Genomic DNA, 21,923 nt, shown 5'->3' with positions numbered 1-21,923 from the left:
GGGCATCGACCCGCTGATATATGGGTTCTACGAGGATCACAACTGTTACTGGAGCCGCGATGATGAAGGTAAAGAAAAGCAATGGTCGAATTTCAAGATGCGACCGCTTTATCATGTGATGGGCATCGATGATTCGCGCCGACTCTATGAAATTACAAATATCGACGGCACCACACGTATCCTCGAACTGGCTGCTGAAGAACTAGTCTCGCAGCCGAAATTCATGGTAAAAGTGGAGTCTATCGGCAACTTCATCTGGAAAGTTGGTATGCCGGAGCTTATCAAGCTGAAGACATATCTGTTCGAGCAGACAGAGACAGCCGTTCGCATCCGGCAGTATGGATGGAATCGCAGCGGGTTCTTTACATTCGGCAACGGATGTATCTACCAAAACGAATGGTACCAGGCCGACACCATGGGTATCGTACACTTGCACGAAGCCGAATCACATCTGGACAACTACTACCTGCAGGGAGCTTCAGAAATCTACGCTGCAGATACGAGCTATTTCTCTTTTGAGCGACAGTTCATCCTTCCATCTACGCACGCAAGCATTGCACTCAGCGAAATGGCCAGTCTGATGGCAAAAGTTTTCGGTGACAACGCCAAGATAGGCATCTGCTATCTCTTGGCGGCACTACATCGGGATATCATCACCTCTTATACCGTCAACTTCCCTATTCTGAATTTATTTGGGCCAAAAGGAAGTGGTAAAACAGAATTGGGAATCACTTTGATGCGCTTCTTCACCATCGGTGATAAACCGCTGAACCTCAGGAACACTACGGCACCATCGCTCTCACAAATGCTTTCGATGGCTGCCAACTCTCTGGTACTCCTAGACGAGTACAAAAACACTCTGGACATGCGTATCGTGGAAATAATTAAAGGTGCCTACGACGGTGTCGGACGCTCACGTATGGATATGGACCGTGGCAAGCAAATAGAACGCACACCTGTTGATTGCGGGGTTATCGTATGCGGACAGGAAATGCCAACACTGGACATCGCCATGTTCTCAAGAATGATTTACTTACCCACGGACTCTACTGTGCACGACCGCGAAGCAAAGGATAGATTTAATAGGTTGTCCGACATCCGTAAACTGGGACTGCAGCATCTCACTATGGAGATACTATCGCATCGAGCTCTTTTCGAAAGTGCCTTTTACGATGCGTATAACGAGGTGACAAACGAAGTGTGCGATCTAATCGACGGCAACGCAGTGGAAGACCGTCTGTGGCGCAACTGGTCTATACTCCTGACCTGCTACAAAGTGCTAAAATCAAAGCTCAACTTACCCTTCGAGTACGACAATATCAAACATCTCTGCATCGAAGGCATCAAGCGGCAAAACAGCGAGGTAACTTCGAACAATGAGCTGGGCAACCTCTGGAACGCCCTCTCTACACTTTACGACCAGGGAAAAATCTACTATGACAGCGATTTTAAGATTAAGGCTCTTAAGAAACTCAAAACTGATAAGGTGGAAATAGAGTATAAAGAAAACCGACGTGTGCTCATGCTACGTCTGGCCAACTTCGTGTCTCAGTATAAGCAGCTGGCACAACGTGAAGGTGAGAAGAAAATCATTATGGATCGCGACTCGATTCGCTATTATTTAACGATAGGTGATGCGTACCTCGGACAGAAGCCCTCAGAACGTTACATCTCTATCAAAGACGGTATCAAAGAGATGGTAAACGGACAGATAGCATACAAGTTCGACCGTTTCTTCTGTTTCGACTACGAAAAACTGCAGTCACGTTACGGCTTACACCTGGAGCGTTTCTCTGCAACAGAAGCCGACGAACATGAAAGAAAAGAAGAATTATAATCCGTAAGTTAGAATAACATTATTATTCATTTGGCAAGGCCGCTGACTGCTGTGAAGCACTCACGGCCTTTTTTTTACCTCAAAACTTCAACTCTTCAATTCTTTCATCCTACACGCACGCGCGAGGAAATTCCTGCACAACAGCGCACAAGACTGCACAAGCAGATGCGAAAACGTTCAAAATCAGGAACATAGAAATCTGCACAACAAGCACTTTCGCTGCACAAATGCTGCTCAACGCTGCACAAATCTTGCACAAATATAATGATATGCACAAATAATAATCTAAATGCACAATAATATAGAAGGTTTGTGCAATTAAATAGGAAACATAAAATACTAAGTATCAACTACTTAACAAAATAGTAGCGATTGTGTGCAGCATTGTGCGCTCATTCCATATACATACGCACAATACGCAAAACACCACACCTCAACTTTCATCACTTCTATTTGCATTACATATATAAACAAAAACCCTTGGCCAGAAAATCTGTCAGTCTTCAGGTCCAAAACTCTTTCTCGCCAGTCTGTTCCATCTCACCCTGGCATTTGGGGCAGGTATGCCCGTCCCATACCCTGATGTTGTCGCTGCCGCACTGCAACCAGAGCCTGCCCACCTCGCTTCTGTACGAGGGTGCCACGTCGGCGATAATCCCACCCACCACGATGTTCTGGATGCTCTTGCAGTCAGGACACGACACGGCACGGATCTCCTGGCGGAAGAGTCCTCTGCCTTCGTACACCTCGGCTTCGTAGCCACAATCCTTACAGCGATATTTAAGTTTCCAAGCCATATTTCTTCTGCCAAACTATATTAATTCGACAACAAATTCTGCGATTTTTTTGTTTTCTTAAAGTAAAATCATTTTTTTTTTATAACTTTGCACTTGTGAACATAATAATAAATTCGTTAATCCTCATAGCATATGAAATTTAAAAGTAAAATTGGTAAGAGAAGAATCGTTGTACTATTAATGCTTGCAATTCAAAATATTGCAGGATTTGCGTATGATTTTCAGTTAGATGGAATTTACTACACCATCATTTCTGAAGAAGATTTAACGGTCGAAGTTTCATATAACTATGGTACTTATTATAGTGGAGATGTTGTGATTCCATCACAGGTATCGAAGTATGGTAATACTTATACAGTTAAGAGAATTGGTGAAAATGCTTTTTTAGATAGCGAAAGACTACATAGTGTCACGATACCAGAGACTGTAGATAGTATTCATTATGGGGCTTTTGTTTGGTGTACTGGTTTGACAAATATTGAAGTTAATAGTAATAATCCATATTTCCAAAGCATAGATGGAGTAGTTTTTAATAAGGCTATAACAAAACTTCTTCATTTTCCAAATGCAAAAGGCGGTGATTACATAATACCCGATGGCGTTAAGTCAATTTCGACTTACGCATTTACAACAAACAAGGTCCTTCGTTCAGTTCTAATGCCTTCAACGTTAACACATATAGAAAATCACGCATTTGGAATTTGCGACAACCTTTATGATGTTCAGCTTTCATCTTCATTAGAATACATTGGTGATAATGCTTTTTCAAGTTGCCCTCTTGATAATATTTCATTACCAGAAGGCTTAAAATATATTGGTAATGCGCCTTTTAATTTTACTAACCTAAAAGAAATTTATATTCCAAAATCGGTCGAATACATAGGAGAAACCAGTGCAATCGGGTCTAATCCTTCATTAGAAAAAATAGACGTAGCTCCAGATAACAAATATTATACATCTATTGATGGTATATTGTACGACAAGGCTCTAACCAGAGTTCTTGTATGCCCTTCTAATATAGATTATAGAATAGTTACTCTCCCATCATCAATAACAAAAATCAATTCTTGTGCATTTCATACGGTTATACCATTAACTAAAATTGTTATCCCATCAGGAGTTTCACAAATTGGAAATGGAGCTTTCTATTATTGCTCAAATTTAAGTCAAGTTGTATGCTATGCACAAACCCCTCCATCTACACCAGAGAAAGAAAGTAGCTCAGGCGACCCATGGGAATATTCTAGTCGAAGTTCTGCAACTCTTTATGTACCAAAAGGTTGTGCAAAAGCTTATAAGGACTACTCAACTTATGATATATACCGTCGTACTATTGAGCCTTATGCTGAATTTAAAGAAATAGTTGAGATGGATGATGAAACAGGAATGTCATCATATACACAGGATTATAATATCGAAATTTCTCGATACAATATTTCGGGCAGAAAAATAAAGTCAACGACGAAAGGATTGAGTATTATTAGAATGAAAGATCATACCACAAAGAAAGTCATAAAGTAATTTTTACCTAAATAGCGCCAGAGGAGTGAAGCAAAGGAGACAACAGCTCGTAATATCCACCACTTCATGGCTCAGCGCTATTTTGTAAAAAAAAGAACCCCTGGCCTGCATCAGCAAGTCATGGGTTTTCTACATATTAGGCTGCGTCATCCTTATGACACCTCAATGGCCTTCGTCACTTTCTCCTTCGGTTCGGTCTTTGGCATCGTGATGGTCAGGATGCCGTCCTCAACCTTGGCAGAAATCTTGTCGCGTACCACATCATCCGGAAGTACGTAGTTCTGCTCATAGTTAGAATAGCTGAACTCACGGCGCAGATAATGACGGTGACTGTCCTCATGCTTGTGTTCCTGTTTGTTCTCAATAGCGATGGTGAGGTTGCCCTCGTCATTGATACCTACACGGCAATATTCTTTCTTAATGCCTGGAGCTGCAAGTTCCATGATGTATGCCTTCTCACTCTCCTTGACATTGACTGCAGGTGCTGTACTGTTGGCACTAGGCAGTTATGTGAGCTTCTTCCAAATCCAAAGTACAGATACAGCACCTATCACACAGAACACGAAGTTGGTAAGATAACCCTTTCCAAATAGTTCTATGTTCAGCAAATGGCTGATGAATGTTCCTGCATAACTACCTATGATACCTATAATAAGGTTCATACAACAACCCTTACCTTCACCGCTCATAATACGGTTGGCAACATAGCCAATCAAGATACCTGTGATTATCGGCCACGCTGTAAAATCTGCAATGTGTTCTAACATATCCTATATAATTTTATTTTATTACCAAAGCAATTAAAGCAATCTGAGCCAACAATATCAATGGCAACCCGTACTTGAATTTCAAATGCATCGTTTTATGATGCCAGACTTGCATACCCAAGAGTGCGCCTATTGTACCGCCAACAACAGCCAGCATCAGGAGAGTGGCTTCAGATATGCGCCATTTTCCTTGTTTTGCATTCCACTTATCTACTCCATATACAGCGAAAGTCAATGCATTGATGCTAATGAGTATATATATTATCGTATCTGTCATTACTAATTTCTTTTTCGCTGGCAAAGTTACAAAATTTCTCCGACTTCATCGAGGTTTTATCCTTTTTTAAATTTTATCGATTTCGTTTGAAATATTTGATTTGTCTTTTTGTTATCTAATTGATTTTTAGTATCTTTGCAGCAGAATCAAAAGTGTTACTGCAATGAGCCAAATTTGTATTTATCTGAAGATGCCTTCGTATCTCCGACAGTGGTTAATTCATCGTCATGGCGGAAGTGAACCGATCTCGCTCGTGCGTGGTTCGGCAGAGAGTGATTTTCTGAAGAAGTCAACAACAAAACTTCCAGACGGGGTTATGCCGCCACGTCAGCAGGAAGGGGAACTGGCTATCTGTATTCCCTATTATAAGTGCCACGACCCCCGAACATACAACTACCTTTCCAAAAACGGCAAGAGCTGCCTCTTGGAAATGCTGAAGAACGACTTCAAGGTCGATCTTTGGGAATACCTGCACGATATCGACCGCTGTGGAAGCGAGCTCAACGGACTCATCTATCAGTTCATGGAGCTGCGTGGCATCAAGGAGGACGGCACGTCATCGGACACCATCAAGAAGATATACCAGCGCAAGCGGAACAGCTACAAAACGGCCCAAAACAGAAAAAACAAGAAAAATATTCCGACTTGAACCCCGTATTTGTCCCATCGTCAAAAACGTTTGATTTGTTTGATTATGAAGTGCATCAGCCTCCCCGGAATTAAAGCGGTAAGTTATCTCCCCACAGAATACTTACCAGCCGACTTGATATATCAGGCCCTCTCAGGTTATCAAATATACATCACTAACCAATCAACACCCATCACCCAAAACAGCACCGCAATTTGCGACTTGGAGCAATCCCCAGACAACAACACGCCAATAGAGAAAGCGAAATTGACCTTTTCAACGCTCGACAGCATACCAACATCGACACCTTTGGCATTCCTGATAGAAACAGTCAACGGTGATAACTATGTCATAGGTACGCGCGAAAGGCCGTATCCGACCATCAAATCCAGCAAGACGACATCAAAGCCGGAAGGCGACCCAGCCGTAACACGATACGAGGTCACCTTCACCGCCCGAAAAGCCCTCATCCTCTGTAATCCATAGATGCTTGCCGTCTTTTCCCATAGTAAAAAGCTCCACTATCTTTGCGCCATAATTCAATCGCATTATGGCAACCAACACAAAAACTTACGCTTATCAGCTCCATCTTAAAGGCTTCGTCGGAGGATATGACTTCGACGCTGATTACGTGGACTTCGTTCTCGGAAAGAATAAGGACAACGAGGTCAACGTCTTGATTGACTCGCTCGGCGGACAGTCAAGCACCGCACTGAGCATCTTCTCGGCATTCAAACTCCATGGCAACGTCAACGTGCATTTCGTCGGCATGAACGCTTCGGCAGCAACAATCGCCAGCCTCGGTGCAAAACATATCTCAATGGACGCCTCTGCCATGTATCTCGTACATAAATGCAGCATCGGCTTCTGTGAATGGGGCCAGCTTAACAGCGACGGCCTGCAGGCGCTCATCAACAACATCGAGCACCAGAAGGCAGATCTGGATAAACTGGACGCTAACATCGCCCAGATGTATGCCAAGCGTTGCAAGAAAGAGCCTGAGGCACTTCTCAATCTGATGAAGGAAGGTGGCTGGCTCACAGCAAAGGAAGCACTGGACTGGGGCTTCGTAGATGAACTGACAGACTACGAAGGCGAATCGGCACCCATACTCACAGACACTATGGCTTGCGCTATGTCTGCAGCAGGCATCCCAATCCCCAATATGCCTACAATGCATCTGACCGCACAGGAACAGTCGGCATTCGCCAAGTTCCTGAGCACCTTGGGACAGATGTTCACCAGTCAGAAAACACCAACAACAAATAATTCCACACAAACACCCATGAAAAAGATTTTCACTTCTATCTGTGCCATCCTCACTTGTGAACACCTCGATAGCGAGAACGGCAAGATTACCTTGGCAGACGCTCAGCTGGAAAGCCTCGAGTCAGCCATCAGCGCAGACAAACAGACCATCAGCGATCTGAACAATCAGATTAGCACGCTGAAAAGCGAAAAAGAAACACTCTCAACACAAAACACTCAGCTCACAACACAGCTCGCAGAACTCAAGCAGAAGCCCGGCGACACAACAGCGCAGGTGGTCAACGATAAGCACACCGACCAGCCCGCTGAGAAGTCGGACGCTGAGCAGTATTTCGAGTCACGAGCAGCTGCTTCGGAACTCTTCAACATGCTCCCCTAAAACACGACGTTTAATCTTAATAATCAATACCATTTATGGCAGGAAAACTTTCATTCACTCTCGAGGAGTACCAGGACGCGGCACGTAAGTACCGCAAGGACCTCCTCATGTTGCCCATCATCGGCATTCAGGACACACTGAAGTTCATGACAGGACGACCAGGCATCCGCTACAAGGAAAGTGTGGCAGCACTCAACGGCAACGCTCAGTTCGCACCGTACAAGCCTGCTCGACGCTCTAACTTCAATCTCGACATGGATTTCCGTACGCTGGAGACCTTCTTCGGTTCGGTAGTGGCCCAGTTTGAGCCAAACTCAGCCATCAGCACCCTTCTTGGCGCCATCGGCGACACAAAGGGCGACGGACAGATGCAAACGCCCACTGCAAAGCATGTGCTGGCGCTGATTGCCAAATCGCTGTCTGAGAATCTGAACAACGCTATCTGGGCAGGTAAGCGCAACGCATCGGGTGATACCACACTCGACCTCTTCGATGGCTTCGACACCATCACCTCAAAGGAAATCAGAGATGGAAAAATCGCCAAGGAGGAGGGTAACTACATGAAGATTACCGATGAAATCACCACCGCCAACGCTGTAGATATCGCCAAGCAGGTACTTTTCTCACTGGATCCTCATCTGCGTGCTCAGACATGTTATATGTACTGTTCGCAGGACTTCGCAGACAAGTACAACGAGGGATATCTGCTGACCCATGCTGGCATCAACTACAACAACCAGTATAATCAGACCGCCGTCGAGGGCTCGAACGGGAAACTGATTCTCTGTCCGTTGGCGAACAAGGCAGACTCGAAGTTCATTCACGTCTCACCCAAGATCAACATGCTCGTGGGCTACGACCAGATGGGCGACACCGAGACAGTCATGGTCAAGGAGTATGAACCATTCATTCTCTCATATATCGCCACCATGTTCTTCGGCTGCCAGTTCGAATCTATCGACAAGCGCCGCATGAAGGTAGTAGAGCTCACCACACCTACAGCAAACGCAGGTGCGCCATCAGGTGGCACACAGTCTGGCGGCTCGACATCTGGAAGTTGGCCAATAGACGGCTCAAACGGCGACTAAAAAAGAAGAGCCGGACCTCTCAGAGGCCCCCGGCTCTTAATCACTCTTCACTCCACACTAAACACTAAACAGACTATGAGTTGTTCATCCATCCAACGCTCTCTCGCCTGGTGTCAAGGGCGTCCAGAGCTTCCCGGCATCAAACGCCGTATCTATTATATCTCCAAGTATGATATCGTAAAGTGGCCACAGCTGCAGCACGATACCAACGGACGTCTGCTTTCTGCATCTTATGCAGGCGACTTCGTGCTCCGTGCCGACGCTAAGTGGAAGTACATCGATGTGCTGGCTGACAAATCTCAGCTGACTTCTGACCCACAGGGGGAATATCCTTCACAGACACAGTTGAACAAGCTGGTTGCTGTTCATCCTGGCGTCGAAGCCGAAGCTTCTGCCGCAGCAGCTTATCTGAATAACAACGATAACGTGTTCCTCGTAGAGGATATGCGTGGGCAGTACCGTGTGGTTGGCTCCGACAAATGGCCTACCAAGACAACGGTCAACCAGGACCTTGGCCAGGGTACGACAGGCACCACCAGCACCACTATCAACGTAGAAGCTACCGACGAATGCCCGGCACCTTTCTATTACGGTTCCATCGAAGTGGACGAAGGAACTATCGACGCAGGGACAATACCTTATCCAAGCACAGGCGGAAACAGCAGTTCTAGCAGCGGAAACAACGGAAACAGCGGAAGTGGCTCTCTTGAAATAGAACCAACTTTCAACGCCACTGTATTCATCAACGGACAGTCATACTCCGTCGCTAATAATAATACTATCAGTATCTCTGGCAACATTACTTCGATGAAGTTTACAGGTAACAACATGAGATACCTTTCGTATAAAGCTGGTACCGACATAGAGACGGAGATTCCTGTCAACAATGCTGGCACCGTGGCTGAATGCTCCGATATGATTACTGCACCTAAAACAGTCAAAATCTATCGTCAGGTAGGCACAGGAAATAACAGACGAGATGTACTCTGGTTCACCATCAACCTCACTGCAACCAGCAGCGGCAACCAAGGTGACGATTATGAGCCCATCGACGAGCCCAACGGTGATTAAGTGCCAGATACAGCGGCTGTTTATATAGGCTATGTAGCTGATGGTTGTTAATTCTTAATGAACGATGCGCACCCCAATTGACATGTCAGAACTGCTATCTGAGATAGAAGTCCCGGACTTGTCGGGTGCGCAACTCGCATTGAAAGAGATACAGACGAAGCATCAGGAAACAGACCTCTTTGCAGAAAAACAGCGCAAGGGATGGGATAAGACGGTGGAAGCTCGATGCGACTTCACACCTTGCCCACGTCTTACACGACGCTCCGGACTCTTCTTCCTTTCGTACTGGCAGAAGTCCGTCTATGGACGCACACTCACCGAGATAAAAGCCGACGATGGAATGGTACCTTTCTTTGCCACCACCATCGCTACTTTCATCCACGACGTCATCGGACCGGATCTCTCAAACGCCTCATGGGCCATCATCACCACACCTAAGCGCAGACACCTCGTCAAGAACTTCGCCACACGTATCTCCGAGGCTATCGCTAAGCAGCTCAATATCCCGTTTTATGAAGACGTCTGTACCTGTCGCACCAAACAAAGAGTAGGTGCCATCTTCGATGTTCACGTGGTGCCCGAAGAGCAAAACATCATCTGTTTCGACGACTTCGTTACCACGGGCCAGACGCTTCAGGCTATGAAACGAGCACTTGAACCGTTTAATAAGAACTTGCTGTTTTTCAGTGGGATAAATAATAAACTTAAAGTAAATTATAAGTAAAAGATATGAACCAAGAAGCTAATTTTACCCAAACTTTACAGGCATGGATGAACACGCCTGACGCTCAGAAAGACTGGGCCGCAGGTGCCGTTCTTCTGCTACAGCTGACCGGCAACCAGATTATGTACCGAAACATTTCGGTTAATCCTAAAGGAAAGGCCGAATTCATCAAAGGCCAACTGCAGAAGTACCTGAAGTTCCGACTGCAGAAGCTCACCCACGACCAGGTCAACGATATGCAGACACAGGTCGATGAAATCGTTAAAAAGGTAATCAAGCCTGCTTACGTAGCAAACAGTCCTGCCACATCCTCAACTACTGCAATAGGCGAAAACAAATCCGAAGAATTCGCAGAGTTCAAAGCAGGTAAACGCCCCGACCACGACCAGCTGCCCGATGAAATCAAGGCATTGTACGTGGAGAACCTGGACATCGTTCATCGCATGCGTGAACTCCACATGAAGCTCCGCATGCTGAGCCTCGACGCTGCTACCTGTCCCGATAGCGACCGATATCCTTTCTTGAAGGAAATCATCACCCTGGACAAGCGCTTGCATAGCAACTGGGATACCTACGATCACTACGTCCTCAATCCTCAGCCAACAGCCCCGATTAATCCCGAGCCAGCAACGGTTCCTCCCGAGAAAACACCTGTCAATCCTGCTGAAATCACCACAGACAAGCCAAAGCGTAAGTCGTCAAAAGGAACAAAAAAGATTTCAACGAAGCAGTAACTCTCAGTTCTCTACTCTCAGTTCTCATCTTTCATGAAGCGTACCGCATCTATGTCCGACGTTGTGAAGCCACTCGCCGAGTGTCCTTCACAAGCCTACCTCTCCAACGCCGTCCAGGTGGCTGACCTGCTGGAATGGATCCTGGAGCAGGTAGGCACGGCCAAGGTGTGGCAGACTTCATTCTCTATCTCCGAGGAGTTCCTGCGCCGACTGTACTTCATCGAGAAGTCAGGGCGCGTCAAAGAGTTCCATCTGGTCCTCGACCATAAAGCCACGAACAAAACATTGAAGCTCTGGTCTTTCATCACACAGGTCATAGAACGGACTTATCTCACGGACAACCACTCGAAACTCCTGTTGGTAGAAGCAGACAGCGGCCAGAAAGTCGCAGTCGTCACTTCTCAAAATCTCACCCGAGGCAACCGCCACGAGTCAGCTTTCATCTCCACAGATACGGATATCTTCAATACCCTGCATACTCAGGTAAAAGACTTAATCGACAATCATTCTGTACCACTCCAGGATCTCTTCATCCAGCGCCAGACATAAAATAAAGGAGCCCCTTTTCACAAAGAGTCTCCCTCTGTTCCAAAAATTTTTAAAACAATCTATTATGTTGTTGGGTGCAAATATAGAACATAATTCACAATAATCCAACTTTTTATATGGAAAAAATCGATTATACAGAAGAAATTCTTTCCCAAGTCGAGCAATACGCCTCCATTTACCTGAAGATTTCAGATATGGCTGTACTGTTCGATATCCCCACAGAACAGCTCCGCGAGGATATAGCCGACCGAACTACTGAAGTAAGTAAGCGCTACCACAAAGGAAAAGCCGCCTCAAAAGTCAAACTGCTACACCAAGAAATGCAGTTAGCCTACGTCGGTAGCCCCCTCGCGTTGGAAAACGCTCAAAAGAACCTCATGGACATGGAAGACGATGAATGAGCGTGCAAGTAGAGCAATCACAACAGTGTAAATCCGTGTAAATCCCTGCCTAAAAATGCCGCTACCAAATATTCTCGATATCGCCCGTACTGACCTCTATACGCCGAAATCCGACCTGGAGGAAAAGTATGCCATCACGCAAGTAGAACATATTGTCCGACTGCGTGATATGGTTACATGGAGCATTGCCAACCCCGATGCTAAGGACCGCCAGTTTGTGGACGAAATCATGCAGCGCTACGCACTGTCAAAGGTCACTGCCTATGCAGACCTGAAGATTGTCAAATCCCTACTGCCCAATCTGTCTGAGGCAACAAGGGATTTTCACCGCTGGCGCTATAACGAAATGATTCTGGAGACATACCAGATGGCCAAGAAGCGCAAGGACACCAAGACGATGGAGAAGGCGGCCACCTCATACGCTAAGTATAACCGCATTGATGTCGAGGACGAAACGGCCGTACCTTATCACATGATTGTGGTGCAACCGTTCTTCCCAACGACCGACCCACGTGTCGTTGGTATCAATCCCGTTCCGAATATCGACGAGCGTATCAAGAAGCTCACCAAAGAACTGGGCGCTTCTAACCCTGATACGCTCAATATCGAGTACGAGGAAGCCGACATGAATTTCGAAGAGATTTTTGACGAAAAGCCCCAAGAATAGCAAAAATTCCCTTTATCACTTGCATTTCTCAAAATAATTCCCTATCTTTGCCCAATAAATATGTATTACTCTTAAAACCCAACAATTATGAGAAAGCTTTTTTCTTTTTTAATTTCATTATTATTGATTACAATAATTTCGTCATGCGACCAGAGTAAAATTACTGTATATACTGAAGATGGATGTGCTCATAAAGTAGACACTTCAATTATGAATCAGTACGGTGAAGTTATTGTGAAAAGAGCATTAAAAAGAGATCGTCTATATTCTGAAGAAAATTTACCTAAGGATGCAAGTAATTTTGGAGAAAAAAAAGCAGAATTTAAATGGCGTGCTTTTATTAAAGATTTAAATGCAGATAACTTTTTTAGAGAAGAAGGGTTTGTTACGGTTGTTCATTATGAAAAGGGCTTGGAAATAATCAAAGACGGACAACATTGGTATTATGATGGATATGACTTTGAAGAAGGTAATGTATATAGGTATTCAGGAGCACTTTCTGTACTACACAGTCCAAGATGGGAACCTGTTAAAGTAAGAGGTGATCTTTCGTTTGAATACGATTATCCAAAAGACAATAATTGTCTAGACTGTTTTCATATATCAGGTTCAAGTGCATACAATTTAAAGCTAAATCAACTAAGTGATTTATATTACAGATAACCCAACATAAGCACGTATTCAAATGAAAATGGTAAATGTCCTTTCCTTCTTGGCGTAATATATTTACCTTTGCCCAAAAGCAAAGGTATTTTTATGTCAACACAAACACCACATACTAGCCCCGACCTCCTTAAACAATGGGACACCGAAGCCCGCCAGCACGAAAAGAGAGTCTATTTCAATAAGCCACAGCTCATGGCCCAGTACATCGGCGCCAAGACAACAGTCATTGTCGCTGGCCGTCGTACTGGAAAAACAGACTCGATTGCTTCGCCATTCGTCTTAAGAAATATGCAGAGAATGCCCGGTTCCACTGGGGGAATTGTGGTTCCGACATTCAAACATGGCCTGACAAATACCATCCCAGGCCTGTTGGCAGCATGGAAGCGCTGGGGCTATCTCAACGGTATCCACTACGTGGTTGGTCGTAAACCGCCGAAGTCCTTTGCCAAACCAATCACCGAACCTGCAGACTACGAACATGTCATCACCTTCTACAACGGCTCTGTGGCTGTCATTATCTCACAAGACCGCCCAGGCTCATCAAACTCCCTGACGCTGAGCTGGCTCCTGATCGACGAGGCAAAGTTCATCGACTACAACAAACTGAAGGATGAAACACTCCCGGCCAACGGTGGTATCCGCTCGTACTTCGGCCATCACTCGTTCAACCACTCGATGATGGTACTCAGCGACATGCCCCAGACACAGAAGGGCTCCTGGTTCCTGCACTATCGTGAAAAAATGGATCCTGAGCTCATAAGTACCATCGAGGGCACCATCTACAAGATTTGGCAAACAAAGCAGCACATCGCCGACCTCAAACAGGCACACAAGCCAATCCCCGAATACTTGAAAGGCTATCTGAAGTGGCTCGACCAGTCGCTGAACAAGATGCGCAGCGTGGCCGTTTATTATAAGGAATATAGTACGATTGAAAACCTGCAGCTCTTGGGTGAAGAGTACTTGCGGCAGATGAAGCGAGACCTGACACCGAAGACATTCCAGACCAGTATTCTCTGTCAGCGTATCGGTATCACGCACGACGGATTCTACAGTTCGATGCAGGAGCATCACAAATATGACGCAAGCAACTTCGCCTATTATGACGAGCTGGGCTACGACAAAATCCTAAAGGAAGCCGAGCAGCAGGACTACAGTATAAAGACCACCTCACAGTTCTCACTTCTCGGTTCTCAGTTAGACTCTCGTGCCGATGAAGACGTGAATCCCATGGCACCGATTTGCATCGGCATGGACTACAACGCCAACATCAACTGGATAGTTGCTGGTCAGCCATCAGGCAACCGCCTGAATATCCTGAAGTCCTTCTACGTGAAGTTCGAGCGCAAAATCCCCGCTTTGGTGGACGACTTCTGTGCCTACTACGCTTACCACCAAAACAAGACGGTGATTTTCTATTACGACGCCACCGCCCTGGGATCGAACTATGCCGTGAACGACCAGGACTTCCGTTACGTGGTCGTCCACGAGTTCGAGCGACACGGGTGGCAAGTACAGGATGTGTACCTGGGCAACCCGATGCGCCACGATGAGAAATACCTCCTCATCAACCAGGGCTTCGCCGGCAAGCAGCGTCTCATGCCGTTCTTCAACCGCCAGAACAACGATGACCTAATCCTGGCCATCCAGTCGGCTGGGGTAGAGCGAGGGAGATTAGGCTTCCGCAAGAACAAGTCTATGGAGAAGCAGCCGGAATCTGAGGAAGATTTACTGGAGCACCGCACCGACGGCACCGACGCTTTCGACACACTCTATATCGGCTGCGAGAAGTTCCCCCAACACGACACATATCCCATTTCATTAGGCGGAATTATGTAAAAATCTCATCTTTTACAGCCTATTTGTGAAAGTTTGTACATATTTATGAAAACTACTAACAATCATACTTTTTCCTTATGTTTTTCTTGTGAAGTAGTATATTTATTATGTAATTTTGCAACTCGATTTTATAAACATGGAAAAAAATAGATTAATAATGGCAAACACAAAACATTCAATGGCTCGAACAATTATCATCGACCGACTACTTAGAAAATCTCAAGGAAGTACAGTACAACAGATGTTAGATGCTGTAAATGAAAGTCTGGAGGTCAACGGATTTCCACCAGTCTCAATCAATACAATCAGAAATGATATCGACACCATACGATATGTATTTCGCAGAAAGATCCGTGAAGAGCGCCACGGTTACAACAAATACTATTGTTATAGTCACCTTGGGGATTCCATATTCAAGAATGTACTCACTTTCGATGAGATAGAACATCTTCATTCAGCGATGATGTCTATCCTTTTTTGTGACCCCCTGCAAGGAACTTTACTCTACGAAAGACTCTCTCACAGACTTTCAGACATGCTTGATGTAAATCCTTCTAGTGATCCAATAGTCCTATATAAAAAGGTTCCATCTAAGTTTTCTTGCATGATATTCAAGGCGCTTTATCGACATATCCGCTCAAAAACACCTGCACTCATCACATGCCAATCAAAAGATAAGACCGCAGAAGAGGTTAGGATAGTGCATCCATACTTTATCATGTTCGACTGCCCGAACTATTATCTTCTATGTTTCGATGCTACGAATAAAAGAGCCGACAAGATTCCAATTAAGAATTGTAAACATGTCACAACAGCTTACGATGTGAAGTTCATACCCAATAAATACTATCCCCTCGAGGAGTTTTATGAGAACCACGTCACATACGTTTAATCTTACTTAAGAATCGGCCCATCAAAAAAAATGAGCCGATTTTTTTAATATATATTGTTGTTTCCAGGAAAAACACTATCTTTGCACCCATAAACCAATTAATTATGAGTATTAGTAAAAACTTAAGGAGACTTTTAAAGAGTCTTTATGCTCTTCCACTGGTTGTGATAGCTTCTATTACGCTTTCGTTTGCATGCTCATGCAGCTGCGATGTAGATGACTTAAGTCTCAATAGCATGGCCTATTTATACGATGAATCTGTTCGTCTCAGTGCTGTTAGTAGCGACAGCATCCAACGCTTTGCTACCAAGGTCGAGACTTATGTAATCAAGAACCCTGCAGAACAATTTAATCCTCTTTACTCTGAAATTAAGTATAATATTACCCAGGCCGCCAAGTCTGGTGGCATCAATCTCGTTATTACGATAAACACTGAGTGGGAAGGTGATACAACTATTTATTTCTAAATTTAACTAATATAAAATTTTTAAAGTATGGATATATTGGAGAAAGCAAAAAAGTATGCAGAGGGAAAAGCAATAGAGGCTATCACATTAGCAATTGAAGAAGCATATGTTAATGGATATAAAGCAGGTTGGTCTGATTCTGAATTAGCAGCAAAAAATATTATCTGTGACGGTATAGAATATGTGGATCTAAATTTGCCAACAGGAACAAAGTGGTCTGTTGGTTATATTAAGGATGACTCTGGAAAATATCAATACTTCTCATATGACGAAGCAGTTAAGTTGAATATTCCAACAAAACAACAATACGAGGAGCTTCTTGAATATACTCAAAGAATAGCTAAAGATACATATAGCTTAAAGGGAACTGATTTCTTAGGCCGAAACGGAGAAGTATTATTTTTGCCCGATGCTCAATTTTATATGGCAAGTCATAAGAGTCCAGTAGGCACATTTTTGTTTTGGTTGAAAGATGATGAATGCGATGGTGATGCAAGGCTTTGTGCTTATAATTCACAAACAGAAAAGAGATATATGGGATATAAACTTCCTGTATTGTTGGTCAAATAGTTTTTAATTATAGCGACATTTTAAGAATTGTCCAATATAACAAAGGTTGTATTTCGAAATTGTTCCAGAAAATGCTATATAGCTAATAATTGATTACTGTATTATTCAAATCAAAGCATTATATTGGAGGGCCTGCACGTAGCCCTCCTTTTTCATGAATTAACAAAAAATGCTTAAAGGATTTGCAGGTTAGCAAGTTTACCCTTATCTTTGCACATAAACCTTAATGTCATGGCAAGATTTGATTTGTGAGGATCAAGCCTAGGGGAGGGTGCTCGGAACACTCTTCCCCATTTTTTTGCATTTTCCTGAGAATCCTTTGGTAGATAAAGTGGAATTATTTACCTTTGTACCCAAATTAATAAAATAAGAAATTAATGGCATACAATTACGAATATCCTCGTCCAGCTGTCACAGCTGACTGTGTTGTGATGACAAACGAACCACTGCCAAAGGTTCTGCTTATTCAAAGAGGTGCAGACCCATTTAAAGGTGCATGGGCATTTCCTGGTGGATTCATGAATATGGATGAGACAACAGAACAATGTGCTATCCGTGAGCTGGAAGAAGAAACTGGCTTGAAGGTAGCCTCCGTCCATCAGATAGGTGCATACTCCAAGGTTGACCGTGATCCTCGAGGGCGTACCATCACTGTGGCATATCTGGCCATCATCGACACGCCACAAGACGTAATCGGCAAGGATGATGCAGCTAAAGCAGAATGGTTCCCAATCACAGAGTTGCCAGCTTTTGCTTTCGACCATACAGATATCATGAAAGATGCTGTTAAATTGTTTGCTATTAAGTATAATAATGAATAATATCCTATTATTGGAATTTAGTGGATTGTCAATATTTGCAGTTATAGCCATCGCTATCGTTTCGATGGTTATTCTAGTCACGAGTATTATAAAGTATCTTGGCAAGAAGCAATTTGCAAATCTGACAAGATTTCTAGCAGAACAATCAGAAAATGCCAAAAATGAACTTGACTCGCTGTTTGTACCCTCACATCTGGTAGAAGAATCACATATCATAGACTTTCAGAAAAAGTATGCTGATTTAATTCAGAAAATAGAAAACCTGAAGGAGCACAAATATTTCGATGAAGTTATCTTCTACGAGTCTGCCATATCTTCTTTGTTATCAATTCTTGATGATAGTGAAAATCTCATGAATAAAAATAATGAGATTTATCACGCTATTAATGACTTGAATACTTGTGCTGCTCAAATTACCGCACAATATCAAGCATATTTGCATCCATCTCACTACTTTGCATACTCAGAAATGGAAGATTTTCTTAAGTCTTCGTCTACTGTTCAAGAGAAGATGAGTCTTGTATTTCCAAAGTATGCAGAATATGTCACCGATGAAAGTGCTAAAATTCTGCCTTCACTATTTGTCAATATCGAGAAAGTACGAGAGGAGCATAATAAGGAATTCGTAAAAACTGAGTTGGATAATAACAGGGATTATTTTGATCATGTTCTCGGCAAATATCCTCTCGACCCTCAACAGCGCGATTCAATTGTAAAGCTCGAAGATAACTGCCTTGTTATAGCAAGTGCTGGTAGTGGAAAAACTTCCACCATTGTTAGCAAGGCAAAATATCTGGTGGAGAAACAACACATCCACCCCTCAAAGGTGCTGCTGCTTACATACACTAAGAAAGCGGCTAATGAGCTATTTGAGCGCATGAACATTGATGGCATCAATAGCGGTACATTCCATAGCCTCGCCTATCGCATCATTGCGGAGACAACTGGTCAGGCTCCATCCATCTGCGAAGCTGATGTTCCATTGAATGTTTTCCATAAGTTAGTTATCGAAAGCGAGACCTTCCTTCATGCCATAGACAACTACATCATCAATCTCCAGTCATTGATGAAGTTGGAACATGATTACGTCGATGCATTCACATACTTCGAAGATAGAAAAAAATATGGCATTCAGGCATTGTTTCCAGATGTCGATGGAAAGATTATCTTTACTCGCAGTGAGGAGGAAAAACGCCTATGCTCAATCCTCACTCGTCTTGGTGTTCCATTCCGCTATGAATGCGATTATCCTATTAATACAAGGACTCCAGAGCGCAGACAGTACAAGCCTGATTTTACCATATATTACAAAGATTCAAGAGGCGAATGGCAACGTATCTACTTGGAGCATTTTGCAGTAGATGCAAATTATCAGGTACCGCGCTGGTTTGGAGAAGGAACAAAAGGCGGTTGGAAAGCAGCCAATCAAAAGTACCTTGATGGTATCGCATGGAAAAGGGCTACCCACCAGCAGAATAATACTATTCTTATTGAAACGACAAGCGCCGATTTTCAAAATAAAACAGTTGAGGATAAGCTGAAAGCACAACTTACCCGTTATGGTGTTCCCTTCCATGAAAGGACGGACAAAGAGTTGTACGAGATGCTTGTAAAACGCAATCGTCAATTAGAGAAAACAGTATTCACACTACTGCTTTCATTCGTTACACTGATGAAGGCGAATGAAAAGACGATTGATGGATTGTTAGAAGAATCTAAACCGTCTGAAGGTAGCCTGACTTCTTTCACCGAGCAAAGAAACAGATACATCCTCACTGAAATTGTTAAGCCGTTCTATGAAGCTTATGAGGAAGAACTGGCAAAAAACTATGAAATAGACTTTACTGATGCTATCATTCAAGCGACACAGATTTGTCGCGATGGGCTATGGAAGCAGTATGATTATATCCTTGTCGATGAGTTCCAGGATATTTCAATCGACCGCTACAAACTCTTACAGGCCCTGAGATCCGACAAACCAAAGACAAAGCTTTATTGTGTCGGTGACGACTGGCAGTCTATCTTCCGATTCGCTGGCAGTGACATGGCTCTGTTCTACGAGTTTGAGAAGTTCTTCGGCTTCACTGAGATCTGCAAGATTGAAACAACATACCGCTTCCACCAGCCTCTCATTGATGACTCATCAAATTTTGTGATGAAGAATCCTGAACAGAAACAAAAATCTATAAAAACTCCTGAAGACGACATGAAGCACACATACCTCAATTTTGTAAAATGCGAGGATGAAGATAATAGCATGAAGGAGAAAGTTGAGGAAATTGTGGCTTCACTTCCTCAAAATGAAGATATTCTGCTCATGGGTAGATATAACTATGATGCAATGTCTATTGGTTTCACTGGAAAGATTGACAACAAAGACAACCGCATTAAGATAAAAGTTGCTGGTAGAGAATTATTCTTCCTGTCTGTACATTCAGCAAAAGGATTGGAAGCAGACCATGTAATCCTAGTGAACTGCAACCAAGGTGCATACGGATTCCCTTCGTTGATTGAGGATGATCCAATACTCGACTTCGTTCTTAGTCGTGGAGAATCTTACCCATTCGCTGAAGAACGTCGCCTCTTCTACGTCGCAATGACCAGAGCAAAGAAGCGTATGTATGTTTTGTATAACCAGAAGAAACCTTCTCCTTTTATCTCTGAATTCCTTTTGAAACTGGAGATTGGTTCATACCTTTGCCCGAAATGTCTGGAAGGCAAAATAGTGCCTATCAAAGATGGCACATCATCAAATGGCATCCGTTTCCGTTCATTCACATGCTCAAACAATGAAGCAGGATGCGACTTCTTTGAAACTCGCTTTGGCGACCTCACACCTCCAGGTATTCTTATCACTGAAGAAATGACTGCCCAAGATGTAGAGCGTATGAGAGAAAACCGCCGACGTGCGAAAAGCAGCAACAATGGTATTTCATCTTCATCTAATTATACTTCTGACAACTCAGGTCGGAGATTTATACCCAATAAACATTATCATAGATAAAACATAAAGCATCAAAGCGCATGAGAGAAAATTATAACGAATATGATAAGTTCTCTGGTCTCTACCGAGAAAAGCGGAAGCCATCAATTTTGGTAATCGTCTTGATTGGCTTATTGTTACTTCTGGTTTGTTCACTTGGTTATGACAATCTTATTAAGCCTTATCTGGCAAATAGAAAACAACAAACAGAAACACAAGTTGAGCCAACACCTTCAGAAAAAGAGTATGTGACAGCATCTGAACCAGATATCATAATATCAGATGAAAAAGAAGTTGTGACTGAGAAGCTGAATGAAAAGCCTGTCCAAAGTAAAGAAAGAGATGCTTCGGAACAGACTGTTATTTATCCGGAGCCTACTCCTAAACAGACAAAAGTGGATCAAAGAACTGAGCCAACAGAAAGTGAACGTCCTGTTCAACCAGAACATCCGCGAAATGAAATAAGAAGCTCTGCATCCAAAGCCAATGATTATAACAATCTATCAACTTCTGAAGTTTTAGAAAAACAAACCCATGCAAGAGTAGTTAAACAGGCTAAACAGGCCGGAGTAAGCACAGAAGGTTCTACTTCCGAAATTCTCGAAAGGATTACTCATGCAAGGGTTGTGAAACAAGCCCAACAGGCAGGAGTAAGTACAGAAGGTTCCACTTCTGATATTCTTGAAAGGATTACTCATGCAAGAGTGGTTAAACAAGCAAGACAAGCTGGAGTAAGTGCCGAAGGTTCGACTTCAGAAATCCTAGAGAGAATTACCCACGCAAGAGTAGTTAAACAGGCTAAACAGGCCGGAGTAAGCACAGAAGGTTCTACTTCTGATATTCTTGAAAGAATGACTCGCAAAAGGTTAGAAGAAAGAGGCTACTGATAAATTTATTATGAACTAGTAAGATAGAACAAGCCCGTTTCTATCTTCGAGACAAGTAATAAAGATAATATCACATTATTAGCTACAAA

Annotated in this window: 23 protein-coding genes; 19 read left to right on the top strand and 4 right to left on the bottom strand. The window is 43.5% G+C overall.

Annotated features, from left to right (window positions below; genetic code table 11):
• Positions 1-2,340 precede the first annotated feature (2,340 nt).
• Positions 2,341-2,634 carry a hypothetical protein gene (locus T360_RS0112535; protein WP_028913086.1) on the bottom strand — a complete coding sequence of 98 codons (294 nt, stop codon included), beginning with the start codon at positions 2,632-2,634 and terminating at the stop codon, positions 2,341-2,343.
• A 132-nt stretch (positions 2,635-2,766) separates the two neighbouring features.
• Between T360_RS0112535 and T360_RS0112530 the strand changes: the two genes are divergently transcribed.
• Positions 2,767-4,155, top strand: a complete 1,389-nt coding sequence (locus T360_RS0112530) for a leucine-rich repeat domain-containing protein (protein ID WP_028913085.1) — start codon at positions 2,767-2,769, stop codon at positions 4,153-4,155.
• A gap of 152 nt (positions 4,156-4,307) precedes the next feature.
• Here the strand turns inward: T360_RS0112530 and T360_RS15395 are convergent, their stop codons facing one another.
• Genes T360_RS15395 through T360_RS0112515 form a run of 3 tightly spaced genes read right to left on the bottom strand, consistent with a single transcriptional unit; the run spans position 4,308 to position 5,199 of the window.
• Positions 4,308-4,661, bottom strand: a complete 354-nt coding sequence (locus tag T360_RS15395; protein ID WP_036929559.1) for an Hsp20/alpha crystallin family protein — start codon at positions 4,659-4,661, stop codon at positions 4,308-4,310.
• Complete coding sequence (locus tag T360_RS0112520) at positions 4,662-4,922, bottom strand: GlsB/YeaQ/YmgE family stress response membrane protein (RefSeq protein ID WP_028907058.1); 261 nt, start codon at positions 4,920-4,922, stop codon at positions 4,662-4,664.
• A 13-nt stretch (positions 4,923-4,935) separates the two neighbouring features.
• Positions 4,936-5,199, bottom strand: a complete 264-nt coding sequence (locus tag T360_RS0112515) for a DUF1294 domain-containing protein (protein ID WP_028913084.1) — start codon at positions 5,197-5,199, stop codon at positions 4,936-4,938.
• A 163-nt stretch (positions 5,200-5,362) separates the two neighbouring features.
• Between T360_RS0112515 and T360_RS0112510 the strand changes: the two genes are divergently transcribed.
• The 18 genes from T360_RS0112510 to T360_RS0112425 all read left to right on the top strand — a co-directional run bounded on the left by T360_RS0112510 (position 5,363) and on the right by T360_RS0112425 (position 21,834).
• Positions 5,363-5,848, top strand: coding sequence for a hypothetical protein (locus T360_RS0112510; RefSeq protein ID WP_028913083.1), 486 nt, complete (start codon positions 5,363-5,365; stop codon positions 5,846-5,848).
• A 45-nt stretch (positions 5,849-5,893) separates the two neighbouring features.
• A complete protein-coding gene (locus T360_RS16285; RefSeq protein WP_028913082.1) occupies positions 5,894-6,313 on the top strand; it encodes a hypothetical protein in 420 nt (139 codons plus the stop codon).
• A gap of 64 nt (positions 6,314-6,377) precedes the next feature.
• Entirely contained in the window at positions 6,378-7,475 is a 1,098-nt protein-coding gene (locus T360_RS0112500) for an ATP-dependent Clp protease proteolytic subunit (RefSeq protein ID WP_028913081.1), read from the top strand.
• A gap of 35 nt (positions 7,476-7,510) precedes the next feature.
• The gene (locus T360_RS15390) at positions 7,511-8,563 is read left to right on the top strand and encodes a hypothetical protein (protein ID WP_231488176.1); all 1,053 of its coding nucleotides are present in this window, start codon (positions 7,511-7,513) and stop codon (positions 8,561-8,563) included.
• Between the two features lie 75 nt (positions 8,564-8,638).
• Positions 8,639-9,634 carry a hypothetical protein gene (locus tag T360_RS16415; protein ID WP_197019314.1) on the top strand — a complete coding sequence of 332 codons (996 nt, stop codon included), beginning with the start codon at positions 8,639-8,641 and terminating at the stop codon, positions 9,632-9,634.
• A 64-nt stretch (positions 9,635-9,698) separates the two neighbouring features.
• Positions 9,699-10,358: a hypothetical protein gene (locus tag T360_RS0112485; protein WP_028913080.1), complete on the top strand. Its 660-nt coding sequence runs from the start codon at positions 9,699-9,701 to the stop codon at positions 10,356-10,358.
• A 5-nt stretch (positions 10,359-10,363) separates the two neighbouring features.
• Positions 10,364-11,092 carry a hypothetical protein gene (locus tag T360_RS0112480; protein ID WP_155949549.1) on the top strand — a complete coding sequence of 243 codons (729 nt, stop codon included), beginning with the start codon at positions 10,364-10,366 and terminating at the stop codon, positions 11,090-11,092.
• 51 nt (positions 11,093-11,143) lie between these two features.
• The gene (locus T360_RS15380; protein ID WP_051523562.1) at positions 11,144-11,641 is read left to right on the top strand and encodes a hypothetical protein; all 498 of its coding nucleotides are present in this window, start codon (positions 11,144-11,146) and stop codon (positions 11,639-11,641) included.
• 116 nt (positions 11,642-11,757) lie between these two features.
• Positions 11,758-12,042 carry a hypothetical protein gene (locus T360_RS0112470; RefSeq protein ID WP_028913078.1) on the top strand — a complete coding sequence of 95 codons (285 nt, stop codon included), beginning with the start codon at positions 11,758-11,760 and terminating at the stop codon, positions 12,040-12,042.
• 55 nt (positions 12,043-12,097) lie between these two features.
• Entirely contained in the window at positions 12,098-12,709 is a 612-nt protein-coding gene (locus T360_RS0112465) for a hypothetical protein (RefSeq protein WP_028913077.1), read from the top strand.
• A gap of 87 nt (positions 12,710-12,796) precedes the next feature.
• Positions 12,797-13,372 carry a hypothetical protein gene (locus tag T360_RS0112460; protein ID WP_028913076.1) on the top strand — a complete coding sequence of 192 codons (576 nt, stop codon included), beginning with the start codon at positions 12,797-12,799 and terminating at the stop codon, positions 13,370-13,372.
• Between the two features lie 93 nt (positions 13,373-13,465).
• The gene (locus T360_RS0112455; RefSeq protein WP_028913075.1) at positions 13,466-15,214 is read left to right on the top strand and encodes a hypothetical protein; all 1,749 of its coding nucleotides are present in this window, start codon (positions 13,466-13,468) and stop codon (positions 15,212-15,214) included.
• A 136-nt stretch (positions 15,215-15,350) separates the two neighbouring features.
• A complete protein-coding gene (locus T360_RS0112450; RefSeq protein WP_028913074.1) occupies positions 15,351-16,106 on the top strand; it encodes a hypothetical protein in 756 nt (251 codons plus the stop codon).
• A gap of 104 nt (positions 16,107-16,210) precedes the next feature.
• Entirely contained in the window at positions 16,211-16,573 is a 363-nt protein-coding gene (locus tag T360_RS16280; protein ID WP_028913073.1) for a hypothetical protein, read from the top strand.
• Positions 16,574-16,600: 27 nt separating this feature from the next.
• On the top strand, positions 16,601-17,143 hold the full coding sequence (locus T360_RS0112440; protein WP_028913072.1) for a hypothetical protein: 543 nt from the start codon (positions 16,601-16,603) through the stop codon (positions 17,141-17,143).
• Positions 17,144-17,520: 377 nt separating this feature from the next.
• Positions 17,521-17,964, top strand: a complete 444-nt coding sequence (locus tag T360_RS0112435; RefSeq protein WP_028913071.1) for an NUDIX hydrolase — start codon at positions 17,521-17,523, stop codon at positions 17,962-17,964.
• On the top strand, positions 17,957-20,968 hold the full coding sequence (locus T360_RS15370) for a UvrD-helicase domain-containing protein (RefSeq protein ID WP_051523561.1): 3,012 nt from the start codon (positions 17,957-17,959) through the stop codon (positions 20,966-20,968). Before T360_RS0112435 ends, T360_RS15370 begins: the two co-directional genes overlap by 8 nt.
• Before the next feature lie 20 nt (positions 20,969-20,988).
• The gene (locus T360_RS0112425; protein WP_028913070.1) at positions 20,989-21,834 is read left to right on the top strand and encodes a hypothetical protein; all 846 of its coding nucleotides are present in this window, start codon (positions 20,989-20,991) and stop codon (positions 21,832-21,834) included.
• The last annotated feature ends 89 nt before the right edge of the window (positions 21,835-21,923 follow it).

Origin of the sequence: Prevotella sp. MA2016, from assembly GCF_000619825.1 — a bacterium.
Lineage (GTDB): Bacteria > Bacteroidota > Bacteroidia > Bacteroidales > Bacteroidaceae > Prevotella.
Note: the sequence above shows the minus strand (reverse complement) of the source record. Positions and strands in the feature narration are given on the sequence as shown.

Bases quoted from the DNA above. Each gene is read 5' to 3' on its own strand.
- T360_RS0112535 (WP_028913086.1), bottom strand. From the start codon at position 2,634: ATGGCTTGGAAACTTAAATATCGCTGTAAGGATTGTGGCTACGAAGCC.
- T360_RS0112530 (WP_028913085.1), top strand. From the start codon at position 2,767: ATGAAATTTAAAAGTAAAATTGGTAAGAGAAGAATCGTTGTACTATTA.
- T360_RS0112520 (WP_028907058.1), bottom strand. From the start codon at position 4,922: ATGTTAGAACACATTGCAGATTTTACAGCGTGGCCGATAATCACAGGT.
- T360_RS0112515 (WP_028913084.1), bottom strand. From the start codon at position 5,199: ATGACAGATACGATAATATATATACTCATTAGCATCAATGCATTGACT.
- T360_RS0112510 (WP_028913083.1), top strand. From the start codon at position 5,363: ATGAGCCAAATTTGTATTTATCTGAAGATGCCTTCGTATCTCCGACAG.
- T360_RS16285 (WP_028913082.1), top strand. From the start codon at position 5,894: ATGAAGTGCATCAGCCTCCCCGGAATTAAAGCGGTAAGTTATCTCCCC.
- T360_RS0112500 (WP_028913081.1), top strand. From the start codon at position 6,378: ATGGCAACCAACACAAAAACTTACGCTTATCAGCTCCATCTTAAAGGC.
- T360_RS15390 (WP_231488176.1), top strand. From the start codon at position 7,511: ATGGCAGGAAAACTTTCATTCACTCTCGAGGAGTACCAGGACGCGGCA.
- T360_RS16415 (WP_197019314.1), top strand. From the start codon at position 8,639: ATGAGTTGTTCATCCATCCAACGCTCTCTCGCCTGGTGTCAAGGGCGT.
- T360_RS0112485 (WP_028913080.1), top strand. From the start codon at position 9,699: ATGCGCACCCCAATTGACATGTCAGAACTGCTATCTGAGATAGAAGTC.
- T360_RS0112480 (WP_155949549.1), top strand. From the start codon at position 10,364: ATGAACCAAGAAGCTAATTTTACCCAAACTTTACAGGCATGGATGAAC.
- T360_RS15380 (WP_051523562.1), top strand. From the start codon at position 11,144: ATGTCCGACGTTGTGAAGCCACTCGCCGAGTGTCCTTCACAAGCCTAC.
- T360_RS0112470 (WP_028913078.1), top strand. From the start codon at position 11,758: ATGGAAAAAATCGATTATACAGAAGAAATTCTTTCCCAAGTCGAGCAA.
- T360_RS0112465 (WP_028913077.1), top strand. From the start codon at position 12,098: ATGCCGCTACCAAATATTCTCGATATCGCCCGTACTGACCTCTATACG.
- T360_RS0112460 (WP_028913076.1), top strand. From the start codon at position 12,797: ATGAGAAAGCTTTTTTCTTTTTTAATTTCATTATTATTGATTACAATA.
- T360_RS0112455 (WP_028913075.1), top strand. From the start codon at position 13,466: ATGTCAACACAAACACCACATACTAGCCCCGACCTCCTTAAACAATGG.
- T360_RS0112450 (WP_028913074.1), top strand. From the start codon at position 15,351: ATGGAAAAAAATAGATTAATAATGGCAAACACAAAACATTCAATGGCT.
- T360_RS16280 (WP_028913073.1), top strand. From the start codon at position 16,211: ATGAGTATTAGTAAAAACTTAAGGAGACTTTTAAAGAGTCTTTATGCT.
- T360_RS0112440 (WP_028913072.1), top strand. From the start codon at position 16,601: ATGGATATATTGGAGAAAGCAAAAAAGTATGCAGAGGGAAAAGCAATA.
- T360_RS0112435 (WP_028913071.1), top strand. From the start codon at position 17,521: ATGGCATACAATTACGAATATCCTCGTCCAGCTGTCACAGCTGACTGT.
- T360_RS15370 (WP_051523561.1), top strand. From the start codon at position 17,957: ATGAATAATATCCTATTATTGGAATTTAGTGGATTGTCAATATTTGCA.
- T360_RS0112425 (WP_028913070.1), top strand. From the start codon at position 20,989: ATGAGAGAAAATTATAACGAATATGATAAGTTCTCTGGTCTCTACCGA.